The organism is Streptomyces sp. NPDC002232, from assembly GCF_042890295.1.
GTDB lineage: Bacteria > Actinomycetota > Actinomycetes > Streptomycetales > Streptomycetaceae > Streptomyces.
In genome coordinates this window covers 1,186,414-1,207,685 of record NZ_JBIARV010000003.1, presented here as the reverse complement: position 1 = coordinate 1,207,685, position 21,272 = coordinate 1,186,414, and the positions used below count along the sequence as shown (strand labels likewise).

Sequence of the window (21,272 nt, the reverse complement as noted above, 5' to 3'; positions counted from 1 at the left end):
CGGCGGTGGCCCACCCCCGGAGTGGGGGTGGGCCACCGCCGTCATGCGTTGTGGGCGCGAGGGCCCGTCTACCAGCGGTACCAGCGACCACTGCTCCCCTTCGGACGGGCGACGAAGCCGATGAGCCACAGGACCAGGACCGCGATCGCGACGTACCACAGGGCCTGTACCGCGAAACCGCCGCCGAAGAGGATCAGGATGAGCAGAAGAACGAGAAGCAGGGGAACCATAGTTATCAACCTCCGAGACACCGGTTGCCCGAGCATTCCTCGATCATGCATACGAACTTATGCGTTTTTTACACGTGCAGGCGGGCAGAGGGATCCGTTGACGCCGGGCCGATGCCAGGCCGGACTGCACGACACCCGCCGTCCCCGCGCTCTCCTTCCACGGGCACTGTGCGCTCTCGTCCGCGGGTACTCCGGCATCACGCCTTCCGTATGCACACTCGCCCGAGCGTCTCGCTGCCTCATGGGTTTACGTCTCGCCATCACGAGCAGGCGGGAGCCAAGACCAAGCCGGTTACTTCACGAGGAGGTCCCGATGTCGGGCACGGAGAAGAGCAAGGCTCACACCGAGCAGGCCAAGGGCAAGGTCAAGGAAACCGTGGGCCGCGCCGTCGGCAACGAACGCCTGACCGCAGAAGGCCACGCCGACCAGGCCAAGGGAAACGCCCGCCAGGCCAAGGAAGACATCAAGGACACCTTCCGCCACTAGAACCGCCCCCTACACCCTTTCCCCCTGAAAACCCGTGAGGCCCCGACCACCCCCCGGTCGGGGCCTCACGGCATCCCCCGGACACACCGGGCACAGGCCAGGACACCTCACAACCCCGAAACCACCCTCCCCCACAGCGGCCGGAGATGCCCAGGACGCGTGCGGGGCGACGACAACCCACCGACGCCCGGATGGCAGTTCCTGCTGTCCCCCGCCCTCTGCGGCGCGGCCACCGGCGAGGACATCTGCGCGAGGCGGCAGGACGGAGGCCGAGCACGTATCGATCCCGGCGCAGGACTTCCCGGTCATCGACTCTCGACCGGTCGTCATTGTCCTCTTCGACGATCAGGCCGCCTCCCCCGACGTCGAAGTCACGACGGAACGCGCCGAGGTGCTCTGCCACGTCCAGATCCGACACGCAACCGTGGCCGATTCCCTGCCAAACGACGCCTTCGACGGCCAGCTCGTCGCCGCTGTGCAGCACGAGCGGCCGGGGAGCGCTGACTGTCAGCAGGCGCGCGAGGCCCTCGGCACCCGCCTCCGGGGGCAACGTCTCATCACCGCCGAGACACTCGGCTCACCCAGCCTCCAACCCGCCCCAGCCGCCCGGCTGGGCCCTTCGAAGGCCGGAGGGCGGCCGACACAGCGCCCGGTCCAGGACCAGGCCGCGTGGGGTCGAAGCCGTCGGGCAGTCGAGGCGGACGAAGAACTGCTCGTCCGCCTGTGTGGGGCCGCAAACCTCGCCCCTGGTGTCAGGTGGAGGGCGCGGCAGACGTCGCCCCTGGAGGGCCCCTCCGGCCCGAGAGGTCCGGCCATGGTCGCCAGGAGGACGCGGCCGGGTCGGGAGTGCAGGCGCTGGATGCCTCGGGTGCCTGCCGCCAGTCCTGGTGGTGGTGTTCCCAGCGGACGGTTCCGTTGGGTTCTCGACGGTGACGGCCTCCCGCGTGCTGGTGGCCAGGGCGCCGTCGGGCAGAGGCGAACAGTAGTCGCGGGCCGGTTCGGGCCGTGTGGTGCGGGCGGCGAAGACCCGCGCCTGAACGGTGCTGATCCTGTTCGTGGTGACCGTGCCCCCGTGCCGGGTGACGAGCCAGTGCGCGCCGCCGCGCAGCAGTCAACCGTCTACGTGCCCCAGCGCCTCGCAACACCGGGCAAGGACTCCCGGGCGAGAAGCCGTACGGGCAGACGGGGGTGCTTCATGTGCTCATCCTCGTCCGTGTCCCGGACTCCAGCGGCCGGGCGAGAAAGAAACGGACCCACGGTGACCGGCCCGCACCCGCCCAAGGTACGGGCCGGCCCCCACCGTGCCCGGGCCCGGCGGACAGGGAAGACTGCCGGGCCTGCGAGAGCGGCCATGTCATCCGCTCCCCCACCCTCTGCCCCCGAACCGGAACACCACACACACCCAAGCCACTCGACATACGAGGACGAGGTCTCTGCCGTACCAGCCGCGCCTCCCGCCACGCCGACACAGCGGCCTCCCCGGCGAGAACCGCGCATCTTCCACCCACTTATCGCGCAAGAACACCGATCGACTCAACCGCACAAACGGGGGCTTGCGCGACAACAGACCGAGCCAGACCGATCCCCTTCCCATAACGGCCCGGGCGCGCACCCACGGCCGCCCATCACGAGGCTCGATCACCCCCACCTCCCCGGGTTGCGCGAACCCCGTTTCCTGTTGGCCCTGACACGGCTGTGTCGTGCGGAGGAATCAGGGCAGGCGGATGCCGGACGGACTGCAGAGCATCCGCCGAGCACGCCATACGGAACAGGAGAGTTCGACAGGGGTTTTCTTCCCGCCGTCTCTCATACACCGAGGAGTTGTTTTCGCATGACTGATCACATGTGGAGTTACCAGTCGACGTCGGGCCACCTTGCCGGTACCGATCTGACCGGATACAAGGTCGAGGCAACCGACGGCAGCATCGGCAAGGTCGACAAGCACTCCGACCAGCTCGACGACTCCTACCTGGTCGTCGACACCGGCGTATGGATCTTCGGCAAGGAAGTCCTGCTGCCGGCCAGCACCGTCATCAGGGTCGACCCCCAGGACGAGAAGATCTTCGTCAACCTCACCAAGGAACAGGTCAAGAACGCCCCCGAATTCCACCGGGACAAGCACCTCAGCGACGCCGGATACCGGCGGGACCTCGGCACCTATTACGGCACCGGTGCCCCCTTCGGCGGCCGCCCCGCCTGACCACCCTCCCGTACAACGCGATCGGTCCCACGCCTTTGGGTGCGGGGCCGATCTCGTACGAGGGCGATGAAACCCACATTCGAGCCCCCGGCCACGGAGCAGCCCTCCGGCGAAGCATCCGTATGCAGCACAACGCCCTCACTGAGGTCTCGGAACGTCTCTGTGCAGCAGGGCGACGGGTGGGTGCGGCCGCAGTAGGGCGTCAGCGGGCTGGCGCCGGTGACCGCTGCCACTCTGTCCTCCGTGATGGTGATCGTTGCGTCGGGGCGCTGCGCCGGGCCCTGAAACGTCTCCAGCGTGCCGTCATCGACGCGTGCGTACGTGCAGCACGTCCTGCCCCGAGGAGGCTCGTACACCGCACGCAGTCCCGCGGCCGCATCCAGGACGGAGCAGGCCCGCAGACCCAGAACCGCCCAACCGGCGTGAAACGTCTCGCCCGCGCAGACCCGCCCGCTCAGCAACCCCTGACAAGCAGCATCGTCCAGCGCGCACCCACAGGGTCCAGAGCGCGCTGAGCTCGGGCGGGTCGGGCTACAGATGCCCCGGCTCCTGCGACCGTCGTCGGGTCAAGTCAGAGCTCGGCCGCGAGATTGAGGAGGGATGAGGCGGAACTCGCCGGCGTGCTCTCTCAGCCTCCGACGTGGATGCCGGGGCGGCGGGCGGGGTCGGGCTGGTGCTGGCGGATGATCTCGCGTGTGAGGGGGGCGGTGTCGCCCCGGCCGAGGAGGAAGTAGCGGAACATGTGAGTCAGAGGGCTGCCTTCAGCCCACGCGAAGTAGCAGTGCGGCTGGACGCCGGTGGTGTCGTGCAGCGTGAGAAGGATCGCGGCGATGGCGTTGGGGGCGGCGGGGGCCTGGGCGCGCAGGATCCGGTATCCGTCGACTTCGACGCCGTGGACGCTGAGGGTGTCGCTGAAGTCGGAGGGGTCGACGATGTCGATCTCCAGGAACAGGATGTCTGCGTCGTAGGGCACCGGGTTCGCCGCCCGCTGTTCGCGTTCCTTGAAGGCGTACTCGGCCCCGTCGCCGGCCTGGCGGCGGTTGGTGATGATGCTGATGGCGCCGTCGTGGGCGAGGGTGTCGGTGATGAACCGGCGTGCGGCCTCGTCGAACTCGATTCTGTCCGTGCGCAGTTCGGTGGTGCGTGAGATGCGGGAGATCAGTGAGATGGTGATGATCCCCATGATGAAAAGTGCGGAGATGACGATGCCGTCCGGCTTGTCGATGATGTTGGCCACCAGCGCGTAGAGCAGGACCGCGGTGAGCACGGTGAAGCCGGCGGCGGTGGCCCGCTGACGGCGGTGCAGGGCGGAGACGGTGACGGCGAAGGCACCGGAGACCATCATCGCGAGGATGCCGGTGGCGTAGGCGCCGGCCTGGGCGTTGACGTCGGCGTCGAAGGCGAAGGTCACGATGACGCACAGGAGCGTGTAGACCAGGACGACGGGGCGCACCGCGCGGCCCCATTCGGGGGCCATGCCGTAGCCGGGGAGATAGCGGGGAACGATGTTGACGAGCCCGGCCATCGCGGAGGCGCCGGCGAACCACAGGATCAGGATGGTGCTGATGTCGTAGGCGGTGCCGAACGCTTCGCCGAGGTGTTTGTGGGCGAGATAGGCCAGGGCGCGGCCGTTGGCTTCGCCGCCCGGTTCGAACTCCTCGTGCGGGATGAGGATGGTCGTGACGAAGCTGGAACTCAGCAGATAGACGCTCATGATCAGCGCGGCCGTCGTCAGGAGCCTGCGGCCGTTGCGGATGCGGGACTTCAGCCGCTGCTCGGCGCTCTCGCCGGTGGCGGAGATGAGCGGCATCATGCTCACGCCGGTTTCGAAGCCGGACAGGCCCAGCACCAGCAGGGGAAATGCCAGCAGTGCCGGGCCTGCCAGGTCACCGAGCCCGCCGCCGTCGGTCAGGGCTCCGGTCCACTTCGAGAGTGCGTCCGGGGTGGTGAACACGTCGAACAGGCCGACTGCGATGGTCACCGCGTTGAGGAGCAGGAACACGGCGACCAGCGGGATGGCCACGCTCACCGCTTCGCTGAACCCGAGCAGGAACACACCGCCCAGCAGCAGCAGGAGCGTCACGGTGATGGCGGCTTCATGGCCGTGCAGGGCCTGTGGGGCGTAGGGGTTTTCCACCACGTGTACGGATGCGTCGGCCGCGGACAGGGTGATGGTGATGATCCACGAGGTGACGACGAAGCCGAGCAGCGCCAGGACGAACAGTTTCCCCCGCCAGAACGGCAGCAGGTCCTCCAGCATGGCCACCGATCCGGCGCCGTGCGGGCTCTCGCCGGCCACCCGCCGGTACATCGGCAGCATCCCCAGCAACGTCAGAGCCACCAGCAGCAGGGTAGCCAGCGGGGAGACCGCGCCCGCCGCAAGCGCGGCGATCGCCGGGACGTAGGCCAGGCTGGAGAAGTAGTCGACACCGGTCAGGCACATCACCTTCCACCAGGCATGTGACTCCGGCGCGGCGGCCGAATCCTCCTGGGCTGTCGCGCCGACCGGCTGCACCCGGTGCCGCAGCAACCAGCGCGCCAGATCACTCTTCGGGCGTTGCGGCAGTGCGGCGTCTTCCACCACATCCGCAGCAGCCAGGTCGTCCACGTCTGCCATGTCCCCCACACCCCTGAAACCCGTTGACTGTGGTGCGCTCCCGCACCCGCGACGACCACTGAGTATGCGGCCTTCCCGAAGCTCTGCCCTGACCGGGACCGACGAACCACAGGCCGGCCCGTGACAGAGCCTCCGTCCAGCGGGGGGAACCTGGCGGCATCGGGCACAACAAGGGGCCGCAGCCCTTGGCGAGGGTGACTGCGGCCCCGTCGATGTGCGGGAAGGCCCGAGGATCAGCCCTTGACGACGTCCTTGATGCGCTCGCCGGTCTGATTGACGTCGCTCTTCGCCTGATCGGTCCGGCCCGCAGCCTCGAGCTGCTCGTTGCTCACCGGCTCCTTGACCTTGCCCTTGGCCTTGGCCTTGTCGGCCGCGCTGGGCAGGCTTCGCCTGCCACCGGGCATGACCGAGGCAGCGTCGTTGGGGTGGGCCGGCCTGCGAAGGAAGCACCGTTGTCCTGGCCTCGCCTGACGGCGGTCAGAGGCGGGTTGCGGCGTCGGGTGCGGCGGAGTGCTTTCGGCGCGTCCGCCTCTGCCTGCGCCTGCGCCTGCGTCTGCGTCTGCGTCTGCGTCTGCGTCTGCGTCGTGAGAGTGGCGGACTCCCAGACGGAGCCCTCAGCGCCGTCGAGCATGACGTCGGTTACCGACGGAAGGATAGGACGAGCAGAACCGCCACGATAAAGATCCCGAAGACCAGGACGATGCCCCAGCTCGGGAGTTCGGCAGCAAAGGATGGAATGATCGCTGAGAGATTCATCGTGTGGAACCTTTACACAAGAAGGGCAGGCCACCGACAGCCAAAATTGCACCGATGGCAAGTAGGCGACACTCGCCCCGACACCGATGCCGGTGACGTCCCAGAACCTGAGCAGGCCGGTGGTGGTGCCGGTCAGGCCCAGCGCGATGTGGTGGAACGTGGTGTCGACAGGTGGGGCAATTTATTGTGATGGTTCAAAGGGCGACCCTTGTGCACTATTGGTCGGTTCCGTGAATTTAACATCACAGGACCGGCCAGTGTATTAGATTCACAGAAGGAACTTGTCGATCACGAACATGATCACACCGACGGCAACCAGTATGAATCCTGCATAGATGGTTTTGAAAACTGTCGTCTTACGATGAGCAGTCATCGATCACCCCCAATCCCGAGCCGATTACTCCAAGGCCTGCACCCGCGATGCCGAGCGCAGCCGGTGTCGCGATCCGTGCCGATCCGCATTCAGCAGCGGCTGCTCTGCCTACTGCTCCCACGCCGCCGACACAAGAGAGCATGCACAGTCCGGCGGAGTCGATGTGGCTGACGGGGTCGCCAACGGTGTAGAGGTAGGGGCTGGCCTGCTGGCCGGAGGGGTCGGGCTGAGTGAAGCGGCCGAGGTGGGGGTCGTAGGAGCGGGCGCCCATCCTGTACAGGCCGGTCGGTCGAGGTAGGCGTCGGCGTAGCGGTAGGGCTGGGTGGGCGAAGGTCTCGACGGGGTCGCTGTATTCGGTGCCGTAGGCCGTGTAGACGTAGGTGTGGGTGCGCTTGCCCGCCTCGCCAACCAGATCCAGGACCTTGCCGGTGCCGTCGGTGAGGTAACAGGAGGACTTCCCCTCGTTGCGCACGGAGTTGAGTGTGCCCGGGGGCTCGCGGATGAATGCGATGTCGGTGCCGGCGGTGGTGGTGCCCTGCCCACTAACTGATCGTTTCAGAATGAGTTGAGCTGCGGGTCTTGTGTTCGACGATCTTGGTCGGCAAGGTGTCCTGGTGCGTGCTGATCTTGTTCCTGACGAGCTGTGGGAGCGGGTGGCCCCTCCGCTGCCGCCCGCCCCGGAACGGCGCCACCGCCACCCGGGGCGGCTGCGGATTCCCGACCGAGTGGCGCTCGTCGGCGTCATGTACGTGCTGCGGACCGGTGTCGCGTGGCGCGATGTCCCCGCGGCGACCGTGGGCTGTTCTGGTGTGACGGCCTGGCGCCGACTGCGGGACTGGACCGAGGCCGGTCTTTGGCCTCGCCTGCACGCCGCCTTGTTGACCGAGCTTCGTCGCGCCGGCCTGCTGGACCTGGACGACTGCTCCGTGGACGGGTCGCACGTCCGGGCTCTCAAAGGGGGGATCACGTCGGCCCCTCGCCCGTCGATCGGGCCCGTCCTGGCTCGAAGCACCACCTGATCGTCGACCTTCACGGAACCCCGCTCGCCGTAACTCTGACAGGCGGGAACCGGCACGACGTCACCCAGCTCCTGCCCCTGCTCGACGCCGTGCCGTCGATTCGCGGCCAGCGGGGACGGCCTCGTCGCAAGCCCCGGCGCCTGTACGCGGACCGGGGCTACGACGTCGACACGTACCGCCGCCTGCTGTGGAAACGCGGCATCAAACCGCTGAGCGCCCGACGCGGCGTCGCCCACGGATCAGGACTGGGCAAGGTGCGCTGGGTGGTCGAGCGCGCCTTCGCCTGGCTGCACCAGTTCAAACGGCCCCGCACCCGCTACGAACGACGCGCCGATCTCCACCAGGGCCTGCTCGAACTGGCCTGCAGCCTGATATGTCTGCGCCAGCTTCAACGAATGGCCAATCGCTCGGTCAGTAGCGGAGGCGAGCTTCAGCCCCATAGATGCGCACCATGCAGTCCTTGAAGAGCTGCAACGGAGTCTGCTGGCCGTCAACCGAAGCCAGTGTGAGCCCCAAATCCTGCAACGGCTTGGCCAGGGCGACGAACCTGAGCCCGTCCGGGTCCGGGCCCCTGTAGGCCGCCAATGCCTCGAACAACGGCCTCACGCTCTCCCAGCCAGGTCCCGGGGTGAAGCGCGCCAAGAAGAACGGCTGATCACAGCCGTACTCACTGAGCTCACCGAGCAGGACGTCTCCCCGCAAGAGCTGCCACCGCGTCATCTGGTGTCCCCGTCCCCCACCGCCCAGTCGAGTTCGCATCATCGCAGCGCGTAACTTTCTGACCAAGCGCTTCATTCTGAAACGATCAGTAACTCCGATGCCGGTGGCGTCCTCCGCCCCGCGGTCCTGGAGCGGTGAGCCGCTACGAACTGGACTCACTCATCACCCGCCGCGACAGTCCCGAGCCCGCCAACACCTCTGTTGCGCGCCGCTTGGGCACGGGCCCGCCCGGCGCGCTCTACGTGTGCCTCGGCAGCCCTGCCGCTCGGCGAACGCCAGCCACACAGCTTCTCGGCGCCCGGGAGTTCCCGCGCGAGAACGGCCCGGAGGCGGCCTGGGCGAGATCCTTTCTGATCCTGCGAGCAGGTGAGCCTGGCGGAGTGCTCAACCGAGGGCGGAGACAGGAGCAGAGGGAGGACGCAGCTCGTTTACCTGGGGCCGGTGGCGAGCAGGCGGCAGTCAGGTTCCGGCAGGCCAGACCTGGAGCAGGTAGTGCTCGGCGATGGGTTCGCTGTCCTCCTGGACGCCGTCGGGGTTGATGCCTCTGCCCCGGGCGTGGAGGCGCATGCGGTAGTTGCCCGGGCCGGCGAAAGCCAGGTCGATGTTGTAGACCTCCATGTCGTCGCTCTCCTCGTCGGGGCCCATGCAGGCCGCGAGGTGAGCGGTCTCTGTGGTGGAGGTGTAGTCGAGTTCGGCGACGTCCTCCCAAAGCTGCGACACGTTGGGGGCCAGCCGGGCGGGTGACAGGGCGAAACAAATTGTGGCCGTTCCGGCGCTGATTCCCGTGATCGCGACGACGTCGTCTGTGCCTCCCGCAGCCAGGCCATGGTGCCCGGCCGCGGCGATCGTCCGGTTCGTCAGCTGACCGGGGTCGCCGTCACCCACCACGTAAAACTGGTTCTCCGCGACGGAGAACCGGTACGGACCTCGCATGTTCGGTCGCTCTAGGAAGGTCGGGGGCAGCACGGTCAGTTCGAGCCCGGCGCGCTTCCCGTCTTTTCTCCGGTAAGTACTCTCTCTCGCGACGCGTCGAGGATGCGTGGGAATGTGGTCTGCATGTCGTGCACCTTCTGCCAGCTCATCGCCGATGACTGCGCACAGTGGGTAGCCCGCGGGCCCCTGGCGTGCTCGTTCACACCGCTCACCCCTCTTGCTCCGGGCCACACCCCTCGTGGTACCAACGTCTCATTTCGCCGGTCTCTTCGACACCCCGTGCGCGGTTCTCGCGGAGACGACGGCGCTGGTCCAGCGTCTGGCCAACGCGATGCGGTTCGGGCTGAACGCGACCGGCGTGAACATCCTCAGCGCGAGCGGTCCGGGCTCAGAGCAGTCGGTGCCTCACCTGCACTTCCCTGTCGTCCCGCGAAGGGTGGACGACGGCTTCTCCACCTGGCCGGCAGGGCGGTCCCAGCATCGGTTCTCCGGAGATCCAGCAGCCCGGATCTCCGACGTATTGGCCGTGGACGCGCAGGGCCGAAGCTGAGCCAGATGGTGTCGCGTATCCGAGGGCACAGGTCCAAAGCGCATGAATTGGCGGTCGTCTGCTCATGGCGGGCCAGAGCCGTGGATAGGGCCGCGTCGGTGGATACGGGCAGAAACGGCCCGACCCCGGCAGTTGTGATGCCGATGCCGGGCCGTTGCCGCAGGAGCGGCCGTCCGAGACGGACGAAATCCAGAGCGCAGATTTGTAAGTCCCCAGTCGATCAGGCCCTCAATCAGGAGGGCGTGACCCCCACATGGGTGACGGTCGCGTTCACATCGCACCAGGTGGTCGATGTCCCTCCGGACACCGCGCGGTTGCCGAAGTGCCGGTAGGTGCCGTATCCGGCCTTGTAGCAGTCGATGAACTCGGTGAACGCCGATCCCGTACAGCTGATGGAGGCACCGTGGTGTCCTCCGCTTCCGACCAGGTACTTGGGTGAGCCGCAGGACAGCGCCGACGGCGACGCCACGGCCTGCGAGCTCAATCCCAGCAGTCCCCCGCTCGCCAGCACGATGGATGCCGCGACAGCGCCCATACGATGATAAACGCGCATGTTTGTCTCCTCTGAAGGATCAAACAGAAGCTATCGGTCGGAAATATCCTGATCGACGCCGAATCATCGCACCAGAGGCACCAGGCGAATTGACCGAAAGGCTGTCACGAGCCCAGGTAGCGGCTGTCCCACAAGCGATCTCTGCTCAGGGGTGTCTGGGGTAGTCAGGGTGATCGGCATAGTGGCTCAAGTGAGGACTCGCCGGTTTGGTACCGGCGCCGCCCGCTCGACGGGCTACCGCGCCAGATCTCAGCACCGGATCGCCGTACTAACCTGGGGTGGTGCCCGGAACCGAACTGGATGAGTTGATCGTTGCCGACAGCGCGGCGCTGCGCGCGTGGTTGCTGGACAACCACCTCAGCTCGCCGGGCGTGTGGCTCGCCTTGACCAGGAAGGGCGGCTCCGTCACTACGCTCACCTGGCAGCAGGCGGTCGACGAGGCACTGTGCTTCGGCTGGATCGACGGCCAGGCTCGCAAGCGTGACGAGGAGAGTTCCTGGAGGCGGCTCACCCCGCGCCGCCCCCGCAGCATCTGGTCCCAGCGCAATGTCGCGAACGTGGCCCGGTTGGAGGCCGCGGGCCTGATGCTGCCTGCCGGCCGCGCAGCGGTGGACGCCGCGAAGGCCGACGGCAGGTGGACGGCCGCCTACGCACCCTCATCGGAAGCGGAGGTCCCGGCCGACCTGCGAGCAGCGATCGCCGCAGACCCAGCGGCGCAGGCGATGTTCGAGGTGCTCACCAAATCCAACCGCTTCGCACTCATCCACCGGGTGAATGCCGCCAAGCGCGCCGAAACCCGCGCCCGGAAGATCACCGAGTGCGTAGCGATGTTGGCCCGGCACGAGACCATCCACCCGCAACGGGCCAAGCCACCGATCCTGCCGACATCGTGACAGGGCACCTGCCGGAGCCAGTGCGCTTCCCGTTCGGTGCATCGACGTTGGTTGACGTGTTTCGTTGACTGATACTCAGCGGACGAGGATCGAAAGCTGCTTCGCGAGCGGCTCTCCGCATGCTTGCCGGTCACGGCCGTCCCAGGCTCCTTGACGGTCCGGGCCGCTCCGTCACGGCGCTTCCGTCGACTGCGCTTCCCGGGAGAACACCTGCCCTCAAGAGGGAGGATCTTCCGCCCGCCGCCCGCGTGCGTCGTGCGATGCCGGCCACCGATGCGACCGGCAGATGGGGAGGGTTCGTGATCGCCGACTGCCCCCGCCCGCCCGGAGGGGATGCTGGCGGTTGCCTGGGTGAGTCGTTCCTCGCGTTCGTCGGAGCGCTTGTTGTCGGGGGCGATCAGCATGTTGACGGACGGCTCGCCCTCCAGCGTCTTGGAGACGGCTCGGAAGTCGGTCGACCAGACGCTCGGGGCCGACGAGCCGTCGCCGTCCGCCATGGCCGGCCACTCCTGGGTCCGTACCGCACGGGCGTAGCAGACGGCGTCGGCCTGGAGACGTCCCCGCTGGCGCGCCGGGGCCTATTCGGCGGTCTCGACGAGCTGGTCTAGCGCTCGGGCTTCGCCGCGGGATGCTACCTCTGCCTTGCCCGTAGCCGCCGTGGGCGGTGACGAGGACGAAGGCGGGGAAGCAGGACGGTCAGGGTGAGCAGGGGGCCGAGGAGGTCCTTGACGGCCTTGCCTGAGTCGTCGTCCTCGCTGAGGAGTTTCGGCCGGAGAAACCGGTTCGTGGCGAGCCTCGCGAGCAGGGCGATGACGGCGGCGGTGATGACGAGCCGCGCTAGGGGAAGACCTCCCTGCACGCGGACGGCCCGGAACCTCTCCCGCGACTCCGGCGGGCGCGCTGGTCATGGCGTCGACCAGGGGCGGGGCGGGACGAGGCAAACGTTCGCTCGCCCTCGCGCGGGGGAACCGCTTGGGCCGCGCGGAGCGATGGGACCCTCCCCCGCCGCTGCGCCGTGGGCTGGTCGAGCGCGAACCCCGGGGTGGATCTCGTGTTAACCCGATCGGACCGTTTCCTTGGAGCTTTCGCATCCGGAGGCTTCTCCGCCGCCCAACCACTCGGAGCAGAGGAAGAGCGGTTGCGTCCTCCCGGAGTAGGCGCGGACCGGTCCACGTGGATTCCGGGGTTCCGCGTGCGAACGTATGCCGCGAGGGCCGGACCACCCGGGCCTCGCACAGCCGAGAGGAGAGTCGCTCCGTGCAGTGCGATGTGGTCGTCGTCGGCGGCGGTGCGGCCGGTCTCTCCTTGGTCTGGCGTCTGCTGAACCCTCCGCCCGGTGTGCCCGCGCCCCGGGTCACCGTGATCGATGCTCCGCCGGGGCCGCTTCGCCCTCCGCCCCGGACCTGGTGCTACTGGGAGCGGGGTGCGGGCGCCTACGACCCGTGGCTCAGCGCCTCGTGGCGGTCCGTGCGGCTGCACGCGCCTGACGGGCGTGCCGTCCGGCGCGACCTGGGCGGGTTGCGGTACAAGATGCTCTCCTCGGAGCGCTTCACCCGGGAGCTCCAGCCGTGGGTCGCGGGCGCGCGCTTCGTCGAGGCCTCGGTCGGTGAGATCAGGGACCGGCCCGACGGCGCCACCGTGTTCTGCCGTGGCGCCGGTGGTGCGGAGGAGCGGATCACGGCCCGTTGGGTCTTCGACTCACGGCCGGTGGACCCGGCGCCTTCCGCCCGCGTCGGTCTGCTCCAGCACTTCAAGGGCTGGTTCGTCCGGACCGAGCATCCCGCCTTCACGCCGGACGCGGTCGACCTCATGGACTTCCGTACCCTTCAACCGCCGCACGGCCTCTCCTTCGGCTACGTCCTGCCTCTGAACCCGAACGAAGCTCTCGTGGAGTACACGGAGTTCAGTGCGGGACCCCTCTCCGAAGAGGCCTACGACGAGGCGTTGGCGCACTACACCGGTTCCCTGCTGGGGCTGGAGGACTTCGAGGTGCGCGCGGTGGAGCAGGGGCGGATTCCGATGACGGACGCCTCGCACCCGCGTCGGACCGGGAGGGGCGTCTTCCGCATCGGAGCCGCGGGCGGAGCCGTGAGGCCGTCGACCGGATACGCCTTCGGGGCGATCCAGCGGCAGACCAGGGCCGTGGCCGCTCTCGTCCACGCGAACCGCGAACCGCTGCCGCCGGCTGCCTATCCGGCGCGCGCGCTCGCGATGGACCGGGTCGTCCTCCTCGGCCTCGACTCGGGGCGCCTCTCCGGCCCCGACTTCTTCACGCGTCTGTTCGAATCCGTCCCCGCCGAGCGTCTCCTGCGCTTCCTCGACGGGCGTACGAGGCTGCTCGAAGACGTCGGGATCGGTCTGCGCACCCCCGTCCCCACCATGCTCCGGCTCATCGCCGAACTGCCCTTCGCGGGCCGTCGGGCCCGCTGAGCCCGCGCCGTTCACACCACAGGAAGGACTCCTGCCATGCGCTTCGCCCCTCCCGGCTCCGCTCCGCGCGGACGCGACCGCAAGGCCGTGGTCGTTCCGGCCCACCCCGGCCGGTCCCGGCCGGTCCCGGGCCGGCGGCCGGCCTGCGCCGTCATCGGGGGCGGAATCGCGGGGATCGCGGCGGCCACGATCCTCGCCGAGAGGGGTGTCGCCGTCACGCTCTACGAGCGGGAGCCGTCGCTCGGCGGGAGACTGGCGGGGTGGCCCGAGGTGTTGCGCGACGGGTCGCACGTGACGATGAGCCGGGGGTTCCACGCGTTCTTCCGGCAGTACTACAACCTCCGCGGGCTGCTGCGTCGTGTCGACCCCGGTCTGGACCGGCTCACCGGTCTTCCCGACTACCCGCTGCGGCACGGCTCGGGACTGCACGACAGCTTCGCCCGGGTGCCCCGCACCCCGCCCTGGAGCGCCGTCGGGTTCGTCGCGCGCAGCCCCAGCTTCGGCTGGAGCGATCTGGCCCGCATGAGCCCGCGCGACGCACTGCCCCTGCTCGACGTGAGCCTGCCGGAGGTCTACCGGCGCTACGACGGGCTCAGCGCCCGCGCGTTCCTCGACTCCATCCGGTTCCCGGCGGCGGCGCGGCACCTGGCGTTCGAGGTCTTCTCCCGGAGCTTCTTCGCGGACCCCGAGGAACTGTCGGCCGCCGAGCTCGTCCTGATGTTCCACATCTACTTCCTCGGCTCCTCGGAGGGGCTGCTCTTCGACGTGCCCGACGAGCCCTACCCCCAGGCCCTGTGGGACCCGCTCGCCCGCTATCTGCGCGGTCACGGGGTGGAGATCCTCACCGGGACCGCCGTGGACGGTCTGACGGCGGCGCCCGGTGGCGGGCACGTCGTCTCGACCGCGTCGGGGTCACGACGCGTGGACGCGGTCGTGCTGGCCGTGGATACCGACGGCCTGCGCTCGATCGTCTCGGGGTCCCCCACGCTGTGCGACGCGGCGTGGCGCGGCCGGATCGGTTCGCTGCGTACGGCACCCCCCTTCCTCGTGTCGCGTTTCTGGCTGGACAGGCCGGTGGGCGGCCACCGGCAGGGCTTCCTGGGCACGAGCGGGTACGGGCCCCTGGACAACGTCAGCGTGCTCGACCGGTGGGAGGGGGAGGCGGCCCGGTGGGCGGCCGGGTCGGGCGGTGCCGTCGTGGAACTGCACGCGTACGCCGTCGGCCACGGCGCCGACCGGGAGCGGCTGGGAAGGGAGTTGCTCACGCAGTTGCACCGCGTGTACCCCGAGACCAGGGCGGCCCGCGTCGTCGACGAGCGGCACGAACTGCGCTCGGACTGCCCGCTGTTCGTCGTCGGCGGTCACGAGGCCAGGCCCACCGTCGGCACGTCCGATCCCACCGTGACCGTGGCCGGGGACCTCGTACGCACGGACCATCCCGTCGCCCTCATGGAGCGGGCGGCGACGACCGGGTTCCTCGCCGCGAACGCGCACCTGCGGCGCTGGGGGTTGCGCGGACAGACGCTCTGGACGGTGCCGACCGCGGGACGGTCGGCCGCTCTCCGGCTCATGGCGCGCGCGGGCGGACGGCACCCGGCCACGCACGGTGGGCAGTAGTCCTTCAGGCACCTCTCGTACCGGGGCGCAGCTCCGGAGCGTCGCGGCCGGGCCGGGCCCGCGGCAGGCGGGCTACCCCGGAAACCGTCCCGTGCTGCGCAGCCGCCACCGTCGTTCCGCGTAGGCGAGGTCGTCGCGCCACAGTCGCCCCGCCGTGGACCGCATCATCCGGCGGAGCAGGGGCGCCAGGGTCCGCGCGGCGGCGAAGCCGGGCCGGTCCGACGTGGCGATGACAGCCTCGACGACGGCGGTACGGGGCAGGGCGGCGGCGGGCGGCGTCAGCGGCGTCGCATGGGTCTCCACGACGGATCCGGCGCCCTCGCCGTCCAGGATGCGCATCGTGACCGTGCGCGGCCCCGGCGCGGTGAAGGCCGCGGTCACCGGGACGACGGCCCGGGCGGCCACCTTGAACGACACTTCGACGACCAGCGCGTCCTCCTCGCGGAGCTCGTCCTCCGGCGCGTCGAGCACCTTCAGGTCCACGAACGAGTACGGGTGCAGCCAGGAGCCGTGCCAGGGGTCGAGCCGGTTGGCGACGACGTCCTGCGGCTCACACGTGCCGAGGCCCGTGTAGACGGCCGAGACCGCCGTCGCGGCGGGCGGGCGCGGGGGGATCCCGGGGCGCCCGGTCGGGGTCTCTCCGCCGGCCGTGTCAAGCCGCACCCAGACCAGCACGCCGTCGTCGTACGCGGGCCGGGGCTCCCAGCCCGCGAAGGGGGTGCCCTCCAGGGCCAGGCCGTGCCAGTGGCAGATCAGGGTGCCGCAGCGCACCACCGCGTCCTTGAGCGGCGCCCCCAGGTGCGGGCAGGCGCCCGGCCCCGCGCGCACCTGCCCTTCCTCGTCGCGCCAGAGCACGAGTTCGAGGCCCGCGACGGTCCGTCCGGTGGGCCGGTCGCGGCGGATGTCGCGGCTCGCGCCGACGACGTACCAGTTGCCCGAGGGCCGGGACATCGCCCGCTCGAGCGAGGCCGCGATCGCCGCGGGGCGTGCCTGCTGCCAGGTGGGCTGCTGGCGTTCCCAGGGCACCGCCCCGGTCCGTACCCTCAAGGGCACGCGGCCTCGCCCCGGCTGTCGGCGGCTTCCTCTCATGGGGCGTCGCCTCTCGTGCGCTCAGGGGCCCGTGCGGCCGCGGTGGGCGCGGAGGTCTCTCCGGGCAGCGGGGGTTCGCCGCCCGGAGCTCGCTTCCGCAAGAGGGTCCGTGTCCTGCTGCGCGCGGCCCACGCCCGCGCGAGACCGGGAAGCGCGACGGCCGCTCGGCGGCGTCCGCCGACGACGGCCCGCCGGTGCACGACGGCGAAGCCCTCCTCCTCGATCACGTCGAGGATGTCCCGGTACAGCACGAAGGCCGTCCGCACGCAGGGCGCGGACACCGGGTCGAGGAGGTCGAGGCCGGGCTCGGCCCGTCGGTACGCGTCGTGGGTGAGTGCCGCGGCCGCTCTCAGCGCGGCGGTGATCCGCCGGTCCCGGCAGCCGGTCAGGCGGCTCCATTGCAGCATGTCCCGGTCCGTCCCGGACTCGGCGAGCAGGTCCGCCGGAAGGTAGACCCGGCCGCGGTCCAGGTCTTCGCCCACATCGCGGAGGAAGTTCGTGAGCTGGAAGGCGATCCCGAGGGCCGCGGCGTACGGTTCCGCCTCCTCGCGCGGTACGACGGTCCCGAGGATCGGCGTCATCTGGAGCCCGATGACGGCGGCCGAGCCGTACATGTAGCCGCACAGGTCGTCGTACGTCGCGTAGTCGCGTACGAAGAGGTCACTGCGCATGGAGGCGAGGAAGTCGTCGAAGTGGCGTGCGGAGATGTCGTACCGGGCCCGGGTGTCGGCGGCGGCGACGACGGCCGGTTCCCGCACCCTTTCGCCGCGTACGGCCCGGTGCCACTGCTCTTCGAGGGCGTCGAGCGTGCTCGACCGTTCGGCCGGGGACGAGGCGGTGGCCATGTCGTCGACGATGTCGTCCGCGTGCCGGGCGAAGCCGTACAGGGCGTGGACCGCGCTGCGCCGGTCGAGGGGAAGGAGCCGGGTCGCGAGGAAGTACGTCTTGCCGTGGCGTGCGTTGAGCAGGCGGCACGCGGTGTAGGCCTGCCGCAGCCGGGGGTCGGTCACGCCCGCGGCGTCGAGCTCGCGGGCCGTCATCGCCCGTCCCGTCGCGCGGAGGCCGGCCGTGCACCGGGGGCGTCCCGGCCGGGGGCACGGCTCCGTGCCGGCGCGGCGCCGCCGGTGACGCGCTGTGCGGCGAGCTTCCCGGAGATCAGCACGGGCGGAACGCCGACGCCCGGGGTGGTGCCGCATCCGGCGAGGACGGCGTTCTCCGTGCCGCGGACGAGGTTGCGCGGGCGGAACGGTCCGGTCTGGAGGAAGGAGTGGGAGACCGAGAACGGGGTGCCGGCGCTGTGGCCCCGCTCGGCCCAGTGGGCCGGGGTCACGAGCATCTCCTTCTCGATCGAGTCCCCGAATCCGTGCAGGCCGCGTGCCTCCAGTTCCCGGACGAGTGCGTCGCGGTAGGCGGGTCCCAGCTCCCCCCACCGGATCGGGTCGGGCCCGATGTCGGTGTTCGGGCAGGGGGCGAGGACGTAGTGGAGGTGTCTGCCGGGCGGAGCGAGCGTGGGATCCGTCGCCGTGGGCCGTGTGATGAGGAGCGACGGATCGGTCATCAGCGTTCCCGTCCGGGTGAGTTCGTCGAAGGTCCGGGACCAGGCGGAGCCGAAGGAGAGGGTGTGGTGGCCGAGCACCGGCCAGGTGCGGTCGGTCCCCGCGTGGAGGATCACCGCGCTCGGGGAGTACCGCCTTCGTACCGGGCGACGGGGTGTGCGTCCCAGCAGCCGGTAGGAGACGGGAAGCTCGGGCGTGAGCACGACCGCGTCGCACGGGATGCGGCCGTGGTCGGTGAGGACGGCGGTGACGCGTGACCCGGTCCGTTCGAGCCGGCGGACCGGTTCCGCGTAGCGCAGCCGTGCTCCGGCCCGTTCGGCGGCGTCGGCCATGGCGGCGGGGACGGAGTGCATGCCGCCCTGAGGGAAGTACACCCCGGCCACGGTGTCCATGTAGGCGATCACCGCGTACGCCGCGAGTGCGCGGGCCGGGGGGACCCCGGCGTACAGGGCCTGGAACGAGAAGACCCGGCGAAGCCTGTCGTCGGACAGGAAGTCGCCGATGGCTCTGTCGAGGCGTCCCAGGCCGCCGAGCGCGGCAAGGCGGGCGAGGTCGGGGTGGACGAGTTGCGCGGGCGAGTCGAAGTTCGCGTCGATGAAGCGCCGTTTCTGCACCGCGTACAGCCTGCTCAGCCAGGCCCGCATGCGCAGGTAGCCGCGCGCTTCGGCGGCTCCGGCGAACCGCTCGACCTCGTCGGCCATCGCCTCGGCGTCGGTGTGCACGTCGATGCGGCTTCCGTCCCAGAACAGCGCCCGGTACGCCGGGTGCAGGGGCACGAGCTCGACCCGGTCGCGCAGGCTGTCCCCGACGGCGGCGAAGGCCTCGTCGAGGATGTCCGGCATCGTGAGGACGGTGGGCCCGGTGTCGAGGCGGTAGTCGGCGAGTTCCGTCCGGCCGGCGCGTCCGCCGGGGCCGGGGTCCCGCTCGACGATCGTCACCTCACGCCCGGCACCGAGCAGGTGCAGGGCGGTCGAGAGCCCGGCGAGGCCCGCTCCCACCACGACGACGTGGTCCGTCCGGCCCGGGATCGTCTTCACCTCGCTCCTCCCGTCGTGGCGACCGCGCGCCGTGGTGCCGGTTCCGCGGACGCGGTACGACCGGTGGCGGACGTGGGCTCGACCCCGGCGGCGTCGGCCAGGAGCCGCGCCATGCGTTCGGTCGGTTCGTCGGCGAGTGCCGCCCCGCGCAGGGTCCTGACCGCGCGGCCCCACAGGCCGTGGATCCGTGCCTCCACCTGGTCCCGCGCTCCGTGCCCCGCGAGCAGATCGGCGACCTCGCGCAGTTGCCGGTCCGTCGCGGCCGCCGAACCGACCACGGACTCGAGCAGTCTCAGGCCCTGGGCGTCGCCCCGGCGGGCGCAGAGCACGCGGCCGACGGCGAGCAGATATGTGGCCTTGCCCTCCCGGAGGTCCTCTCCGGCGGGTTTGCCCGTGGTGGCCGGATCCCCGAAGACCCCTTGCAGGTCGTCCCGGAGCTGGAAGGCGAGCCCGGCGCAGAGTCCGGCCCGGCCGAGGGCCTCGGTGGTCGGTCCGCCCGCGCCTGCCAGTCGCGCGCCCAGCAGGAGGGGATGCAGTACGGAGTACCGTCCCGTCTTGAGCACCGCGGTCCGTACGGCCCGCGCCGCGGAGCCGGCGTCCGTGGCCTGGGACTGAAGGTCGAGGTACTGGCCCGCGACCATCTCGGTGCGCATGGCGCGCCACTGCCGGCCGAGTGCGGCGGGGTGCCGGCTCTTCAGGAGCGCCTCCGTGAACGCGTCGTCCGCCCAGGCCAGGGCCAGATCGCCGGCGAGGACCGCGGCGGAGCGGCCGAAGGTGGCGAAGGGGCGGGGCCGCCCGGCCGTCTCGTACTGGGCGTCGATGGACGCGTGGACGGCGGGTTCGCCTCTGCGGAGGGAGGATCCGTCCATCACGTCGTCGTGGATGAGGGCGCACGTCTGGATCAGCTCGACACCCGCCGCGACGAGAAGGGCCGCCTCCGTCTCCTCCGGTCCGCCGCCGCAGGCGCGCAGGGACCACCACAGAAGCTGTGACCTGCGGCGGCGCCCGCCCGACAGCGTGAAGGACACCACGCGTCCCGCGATGTCCGCGGCGAAGACCGGGTCCACGGCTCGGGCCTCTTCCAGGCGCTGCGCGGCCATGCCTCCGAGCACGACGTCGAGAGCCGCGGTGACATCGCGATCGACGGTCGGCGGATCGAGCGTGTGCATGTCGCTTCCCTTGCTGCCGAGCGTGGGCGGAGCGGTCTTGATGTCAGTTCGGTACCGCTCCGGCCCGTGGATGCAGCCTTCATGGGGCCGTACGAGTGACATAGGTGCGCCAGAAGCACGCGGACGCCGTAGCGTGCGGGCTCGGTCCCCGCCGCGCGCCAGGCACAGCGGACTTCTCACACGGGAGTGGTCATGGAACCGTTGCGTGACGCCGACCTCGCGTCGGCGTTCGACCACGCGTCGCGGACGTACGACGTCATGACGTCCGCCAGTCCGGGGTACGGCGCGCACCTCCGCCGTTCGGCCCGTCGCCTGGGCCTGCCCGACGGGGGTGCCGGGCTGTCCCTGCTCGACCTGGGATGCGGGACGGGAACGTCGACGGCGGCGCTGCTCGCGACGGCTCCGCTCGCGACGGTCACCGGCGTGGACGCCTCGGCCGGGATGCTCGCGCGGGCGCGGAGGAAGTCGTGGCCGGACCGGGTCCGCTTCGTCCAGGCGCCGGTCGAGCACCTCGGCACCATCGAGGCCGACGGCCCGTACGACGCCGTCTTCGCCGCCTACCTGCTGCGCAACGTCGCGGACCCCGACGCCGTGCTGCGGACCGTGCACCGACTGCTGCGGCCGGGCGGCCGGGTGTCCATCCACGAGTACACCCTCAGTGGCCGGCCGGAGAACCGGCTCCTGTGGGCGGCGGTCATGAACGGGCTGGTGCGCCCCTGGGCACGTCTGAACCGGGACGCCGCCCTGTACCGCCATCTCTACCGCAGCGTCCTGGACTTCGACACGGCGGACGTCTTCACGGCCCGTCTGCGGCGGGCCGGATTCACGCGGGTCCGTTGTCTGCCCCAACCCGGGTGGCAGACGGGAATCACCCACACCTTCGTCGCGGCCCGGCCCTGACTCCTCCGACCGCGGGGGATGCCCTCGCGCGGGGACGGGCCCGCGCGCATGACGTCGGGATCCGCGGGTGACGGTGGGCCGGAGGGGACCGGGCCCGCGCATGACGTAGGAATCCGCGAGTGACGGTGAGCCGGAGGGGACCG

General features: G+C 70.3%; 18 protein-coding genes and 1 pseudogene. 9 read left to right on the top strand and 10 right to left on the bottom strand.

What is annotated here, in order from left to right; translation table 11 throughout:
• Window positions 1-68: 68 nt before the first annotated feature.
• Complete coding sequence (locus ACFYXU_RS17835) at window positions 69-230, bottom strand: hydrophobic protein (RefSeq protein WP_361392824.1); 162 nt, start codon at window positions 228-230, stop codon at window positions 69-71.
• A 313-nt stretch (window positions 231-543) separates the two neighbouring features.
• Between ACFYXU_RS17835 and ACFYXU_RS17830 the strand changes: the two genes are divergently transcribed.
• The 3 genes and pseudogenes from ACFYXU_RS17830 to ACFYXU_RS17820 all read left to right on the top strand — a co-directional run bounded on the left by ACFYXU_RS17830 (window position 544) and on the right by ACFYXU_RS17820 (window position 2,917).
• On the top strand, window positions 544-717 hold the full coding sequence (locus ACFYXU_RS17830) for a CsbD family protein (protein ID WP_329857392.1): 174 nt from the start codon (window positions 544-546) through the stop codon (window positions 715-717).
• A gap of 34 nt (window positions 718-751) precedes the next feature.
• Window positions 752-1,159, top strand: a pseudogene (locus ACFYXU_RS17825) (DUF6879 family protein); the annotation flags it as partial.
• Between the two features lie 1,389 nt (window positions 1,160-2,548).
• Window positions 2,549-2,917: a PRC-barrel domain-containing protein gene (locus tag ACFYXU_RS17820; protein WP_389458517.1), complete on the top strand. Its 369-nt coding sequence runs from the start codon at window positions 2,549-2,551 to the stop codon at window positions 2,915-2,917.
• 628 nt (window positions 2,918-3,545) lie between these two features.
• On the opposite strand, the gene ACFYXU_RS17815 is transcribed toward ACFYXU_RS17820, so the two are convergent.
• From ACFYXU_RS17815 to ACFYXU_RS17805, 3 genes are all read right to left on the bottom strand, one after another.
• Complete coding sequence (locus tag ACFYXU_RS17815) at window positions 3,546-5,534, bottom strand: amino acid transporter (RefSeq protein ID WP_389458401.1); 1,989 nt, start codon at window positions 5,532-5,534, stop codon at window positions 3,546-3,548.
• Window positions 5,535-5,767: 233 nt separating this feature from the next.
• Window positions 5,768-5,938, bottom strand: coding sequence for a CsbD family protein (locus ACFYXU_RS17810; RefSeq protein ID WP_389458399.1), 171 nt, complete (start codon window positions 5,936-5,938; stop codon window positions 5,768-5,770).
• Window positions 5,939-6,646: 708 nt separating this feature from the next.
• Entirely contained in the window at window positions 6,647-7,135 is a 489-nt protein-coding gene (locus ACFYXU_RS17805) for an RHS repeat-associated core domain-containing protein (RefSeq protein WP_389458397.1), read from the bottom strand.
• A gap of 142 nt (window positions 7,136-7,277) precedes the next feature.
• Between ACFYXU_RS17805 and ACFYXU_RS17800 the strand changes: the two genes are divergently transcribed.
• A protein-coding gene (locus ACFYXU_RS17800) for an IS5 family transposase (RefSeq protein WP_389458395.1) occupies window positions 7,278-8,146 on the top strand; the annotation gives its coding sequence in 2 pieces (ribosomal slippage) (window positions 7,278-7,617 and window positions 7,617-8,146; 870 coding nt in all).
• 715 nt (window positions 8,147-8,861) lie between these two features.
• Here the strand turns inward: ACFYXU_RS17800 and ACFYXU_RS17795 are convergent.
• A complete protein-coding gene (locus ACFYXU_RS17795; protein WP_389458393.1) occupies window positions 8,862-9,335 on the bottom strand; it encodes a hypothetical protein in 474 nt (157 codons plus the stop codon).
• A 238-nt stretch (window positions 9,336-9,573) separates the two neighbouring features.
• Here ACFYXU_RS17795 and ACFYXU_RS17790 point away from each other — a divergent pair, with 238 nt between their 5' ends.
• The gene (locus tag ACFYXU_RS17790) at window positions 9,574-9,885 is read left to right on the top strand and encodes an HIT family protein (protein WP_389458515.1); all 312 of its coding nucleotides are present in this window, start codon (window positions 9,574-9,576) and stop codon (window positions 9,883-9,885) included.
• A gap of 232 nt (window positions 9,886-10,117) precedes the next feature.
• Here ACFYXU_RS17790 and ACFYXU_RS17785 read toward each other — a convergent pair whose 3' ends face one another.
• On the bottom strand, window positions 10,118-10,438 hold the full coding sequence (locus ACFYXU_RS17785; RefSeq protein ID WP_389458391.1) for a hypothetical protein: 321 nt from the start codon (window positions 10,436-10,438) through the stop codon (window positions 10,118-10,120).
• A 278-nt stretch (window positions 10,439-10,716) separates the two neighbouring features.
• On the opposite strand from ACFYXU_RS17785, the gene ACFYXU_RS17780 reads away from it, so the two are divergent.
• From ACFYXU_RS17780 to ACFYXU_RS17770, 3 genes are all read left to right on the top strand, one after another.
• Window positions 10,717-11,331: a YdeI family protein gene (locus ACFYXU_RS17780; RefSeq protein ID WP_389458389.1), complete on the top strand. Its 615-nt coding sequence runs from the start codon at window positions 10,717-10,719 to the stop codon at window positions 11,329-11,331.
• Window positions 11,332-12,588: 1,257 nt separating this feature from the next.
• Entirely contained in the window at window positions 12,589-13,761 is a 1,173-nt protein-coding gene (locus ACFYXU_RS17775; protein WP_389458387.1) for a lycopene cyclase family protein, read from the top strand.
• A 36-nt stretch (window positions 13,762-13,797) separates the two neighbouring features.
• Window positions 13,798-15,378: an FAD-dependent oxidoreductase gene (locus ACFYXU_RS17770; RefSeq protein WP_389458385.1), complete on the top strand. Its 1,581-nt coding sequence runs from the start codon at window positions 13,798-13,800 to the stop codon at window positions 15,376-15,378.
• A gap of 72 nt (window positions 15,379-15,450) precedes the next feature.
• Here the strand turns inward: ACFYXU_RS17770 and ACFYXU_RS17765 are convergent, their stop codons facing one another.
• Genes ACFYXU_RS17765 through ACFYXU_RS17750 form a run of 4 tightly spaced genes read right to left on the bottom strand, consistent with a single transcriptional unit; the run spans window position 15,451 to window position 20,229 of the window.
• Entirely contained in the window at window positions 15,451-16,467 is a 1,017-nt protein-coding gene (locus ACFYXU_RS17765; protein ID WP_389458383.1) for a DUF5914 domain-containing protein, read from the bottom strand.
• Window positions 16,464-17,507, bottom strand: coding sequence for a phytoene/squalene synthase family protein (locus ACFYXU_RS17760; protein ID WP_389458381.1), 1,044 nt, complete (start codon window positions 17,505-17,507; stop codon window positions 16,464-16,466). Before ACFYXU_RS17760 ends, ACFYXU_RS17765 begins: the two co-directional genes overlap by 4 nt.
• Window positions 17,504-19,060 carry a phytoene desaturase family protein gene (gene crtI, locus ACFYXU_RS17755; RefSeq protein ID WP_389458379.1) on the bottom strand — a complete coding sequence of 519 codons (1,557 nt, stop codon included), beginning with the start codon at window positions 19,058-19,060 and terminating at the stop codon, window positions 17,504-17,506. Before crtI ends, ACFYXU_RS17760 begins: the two co-directional genes overlap by 4 nt.
• Window positions 19,057-20,229: a polyprenyl synthetase family protein gene (locus ACFYXU_RS17750; RefSeq protein WP_389458377.1), complete on the bottom strand. Its 1,173-nt coding sequence runs from the start codon at window positions 20,227-20,229 to the stop codon at window positions 19,057-19,059. The genes crtI and ACFYXU_RS17750 overlap by 4 nt, the downstream gene beginning before the upstream one ends.
• Before the next feature lie 192 nt (window positions 20,230-20,421).
• On the opposite strand from ACFYXU_RS17750, the gene ACFYXU_RS17745 reads away from it, so the two are divergent.
• Window positions 20,422-21,129, top strand: a complete 708-nt coding sequence (locus ACFYXU_RS17745) for a methyltransferase domain-containing protein (RefSeq protein WP_389458375.1) — start codon at window positions 20,422-20,424, stop codon at window positions 21,127-21,129.
• Window positions 21,130-21,272: the final 143 nt, after the last annotated feature.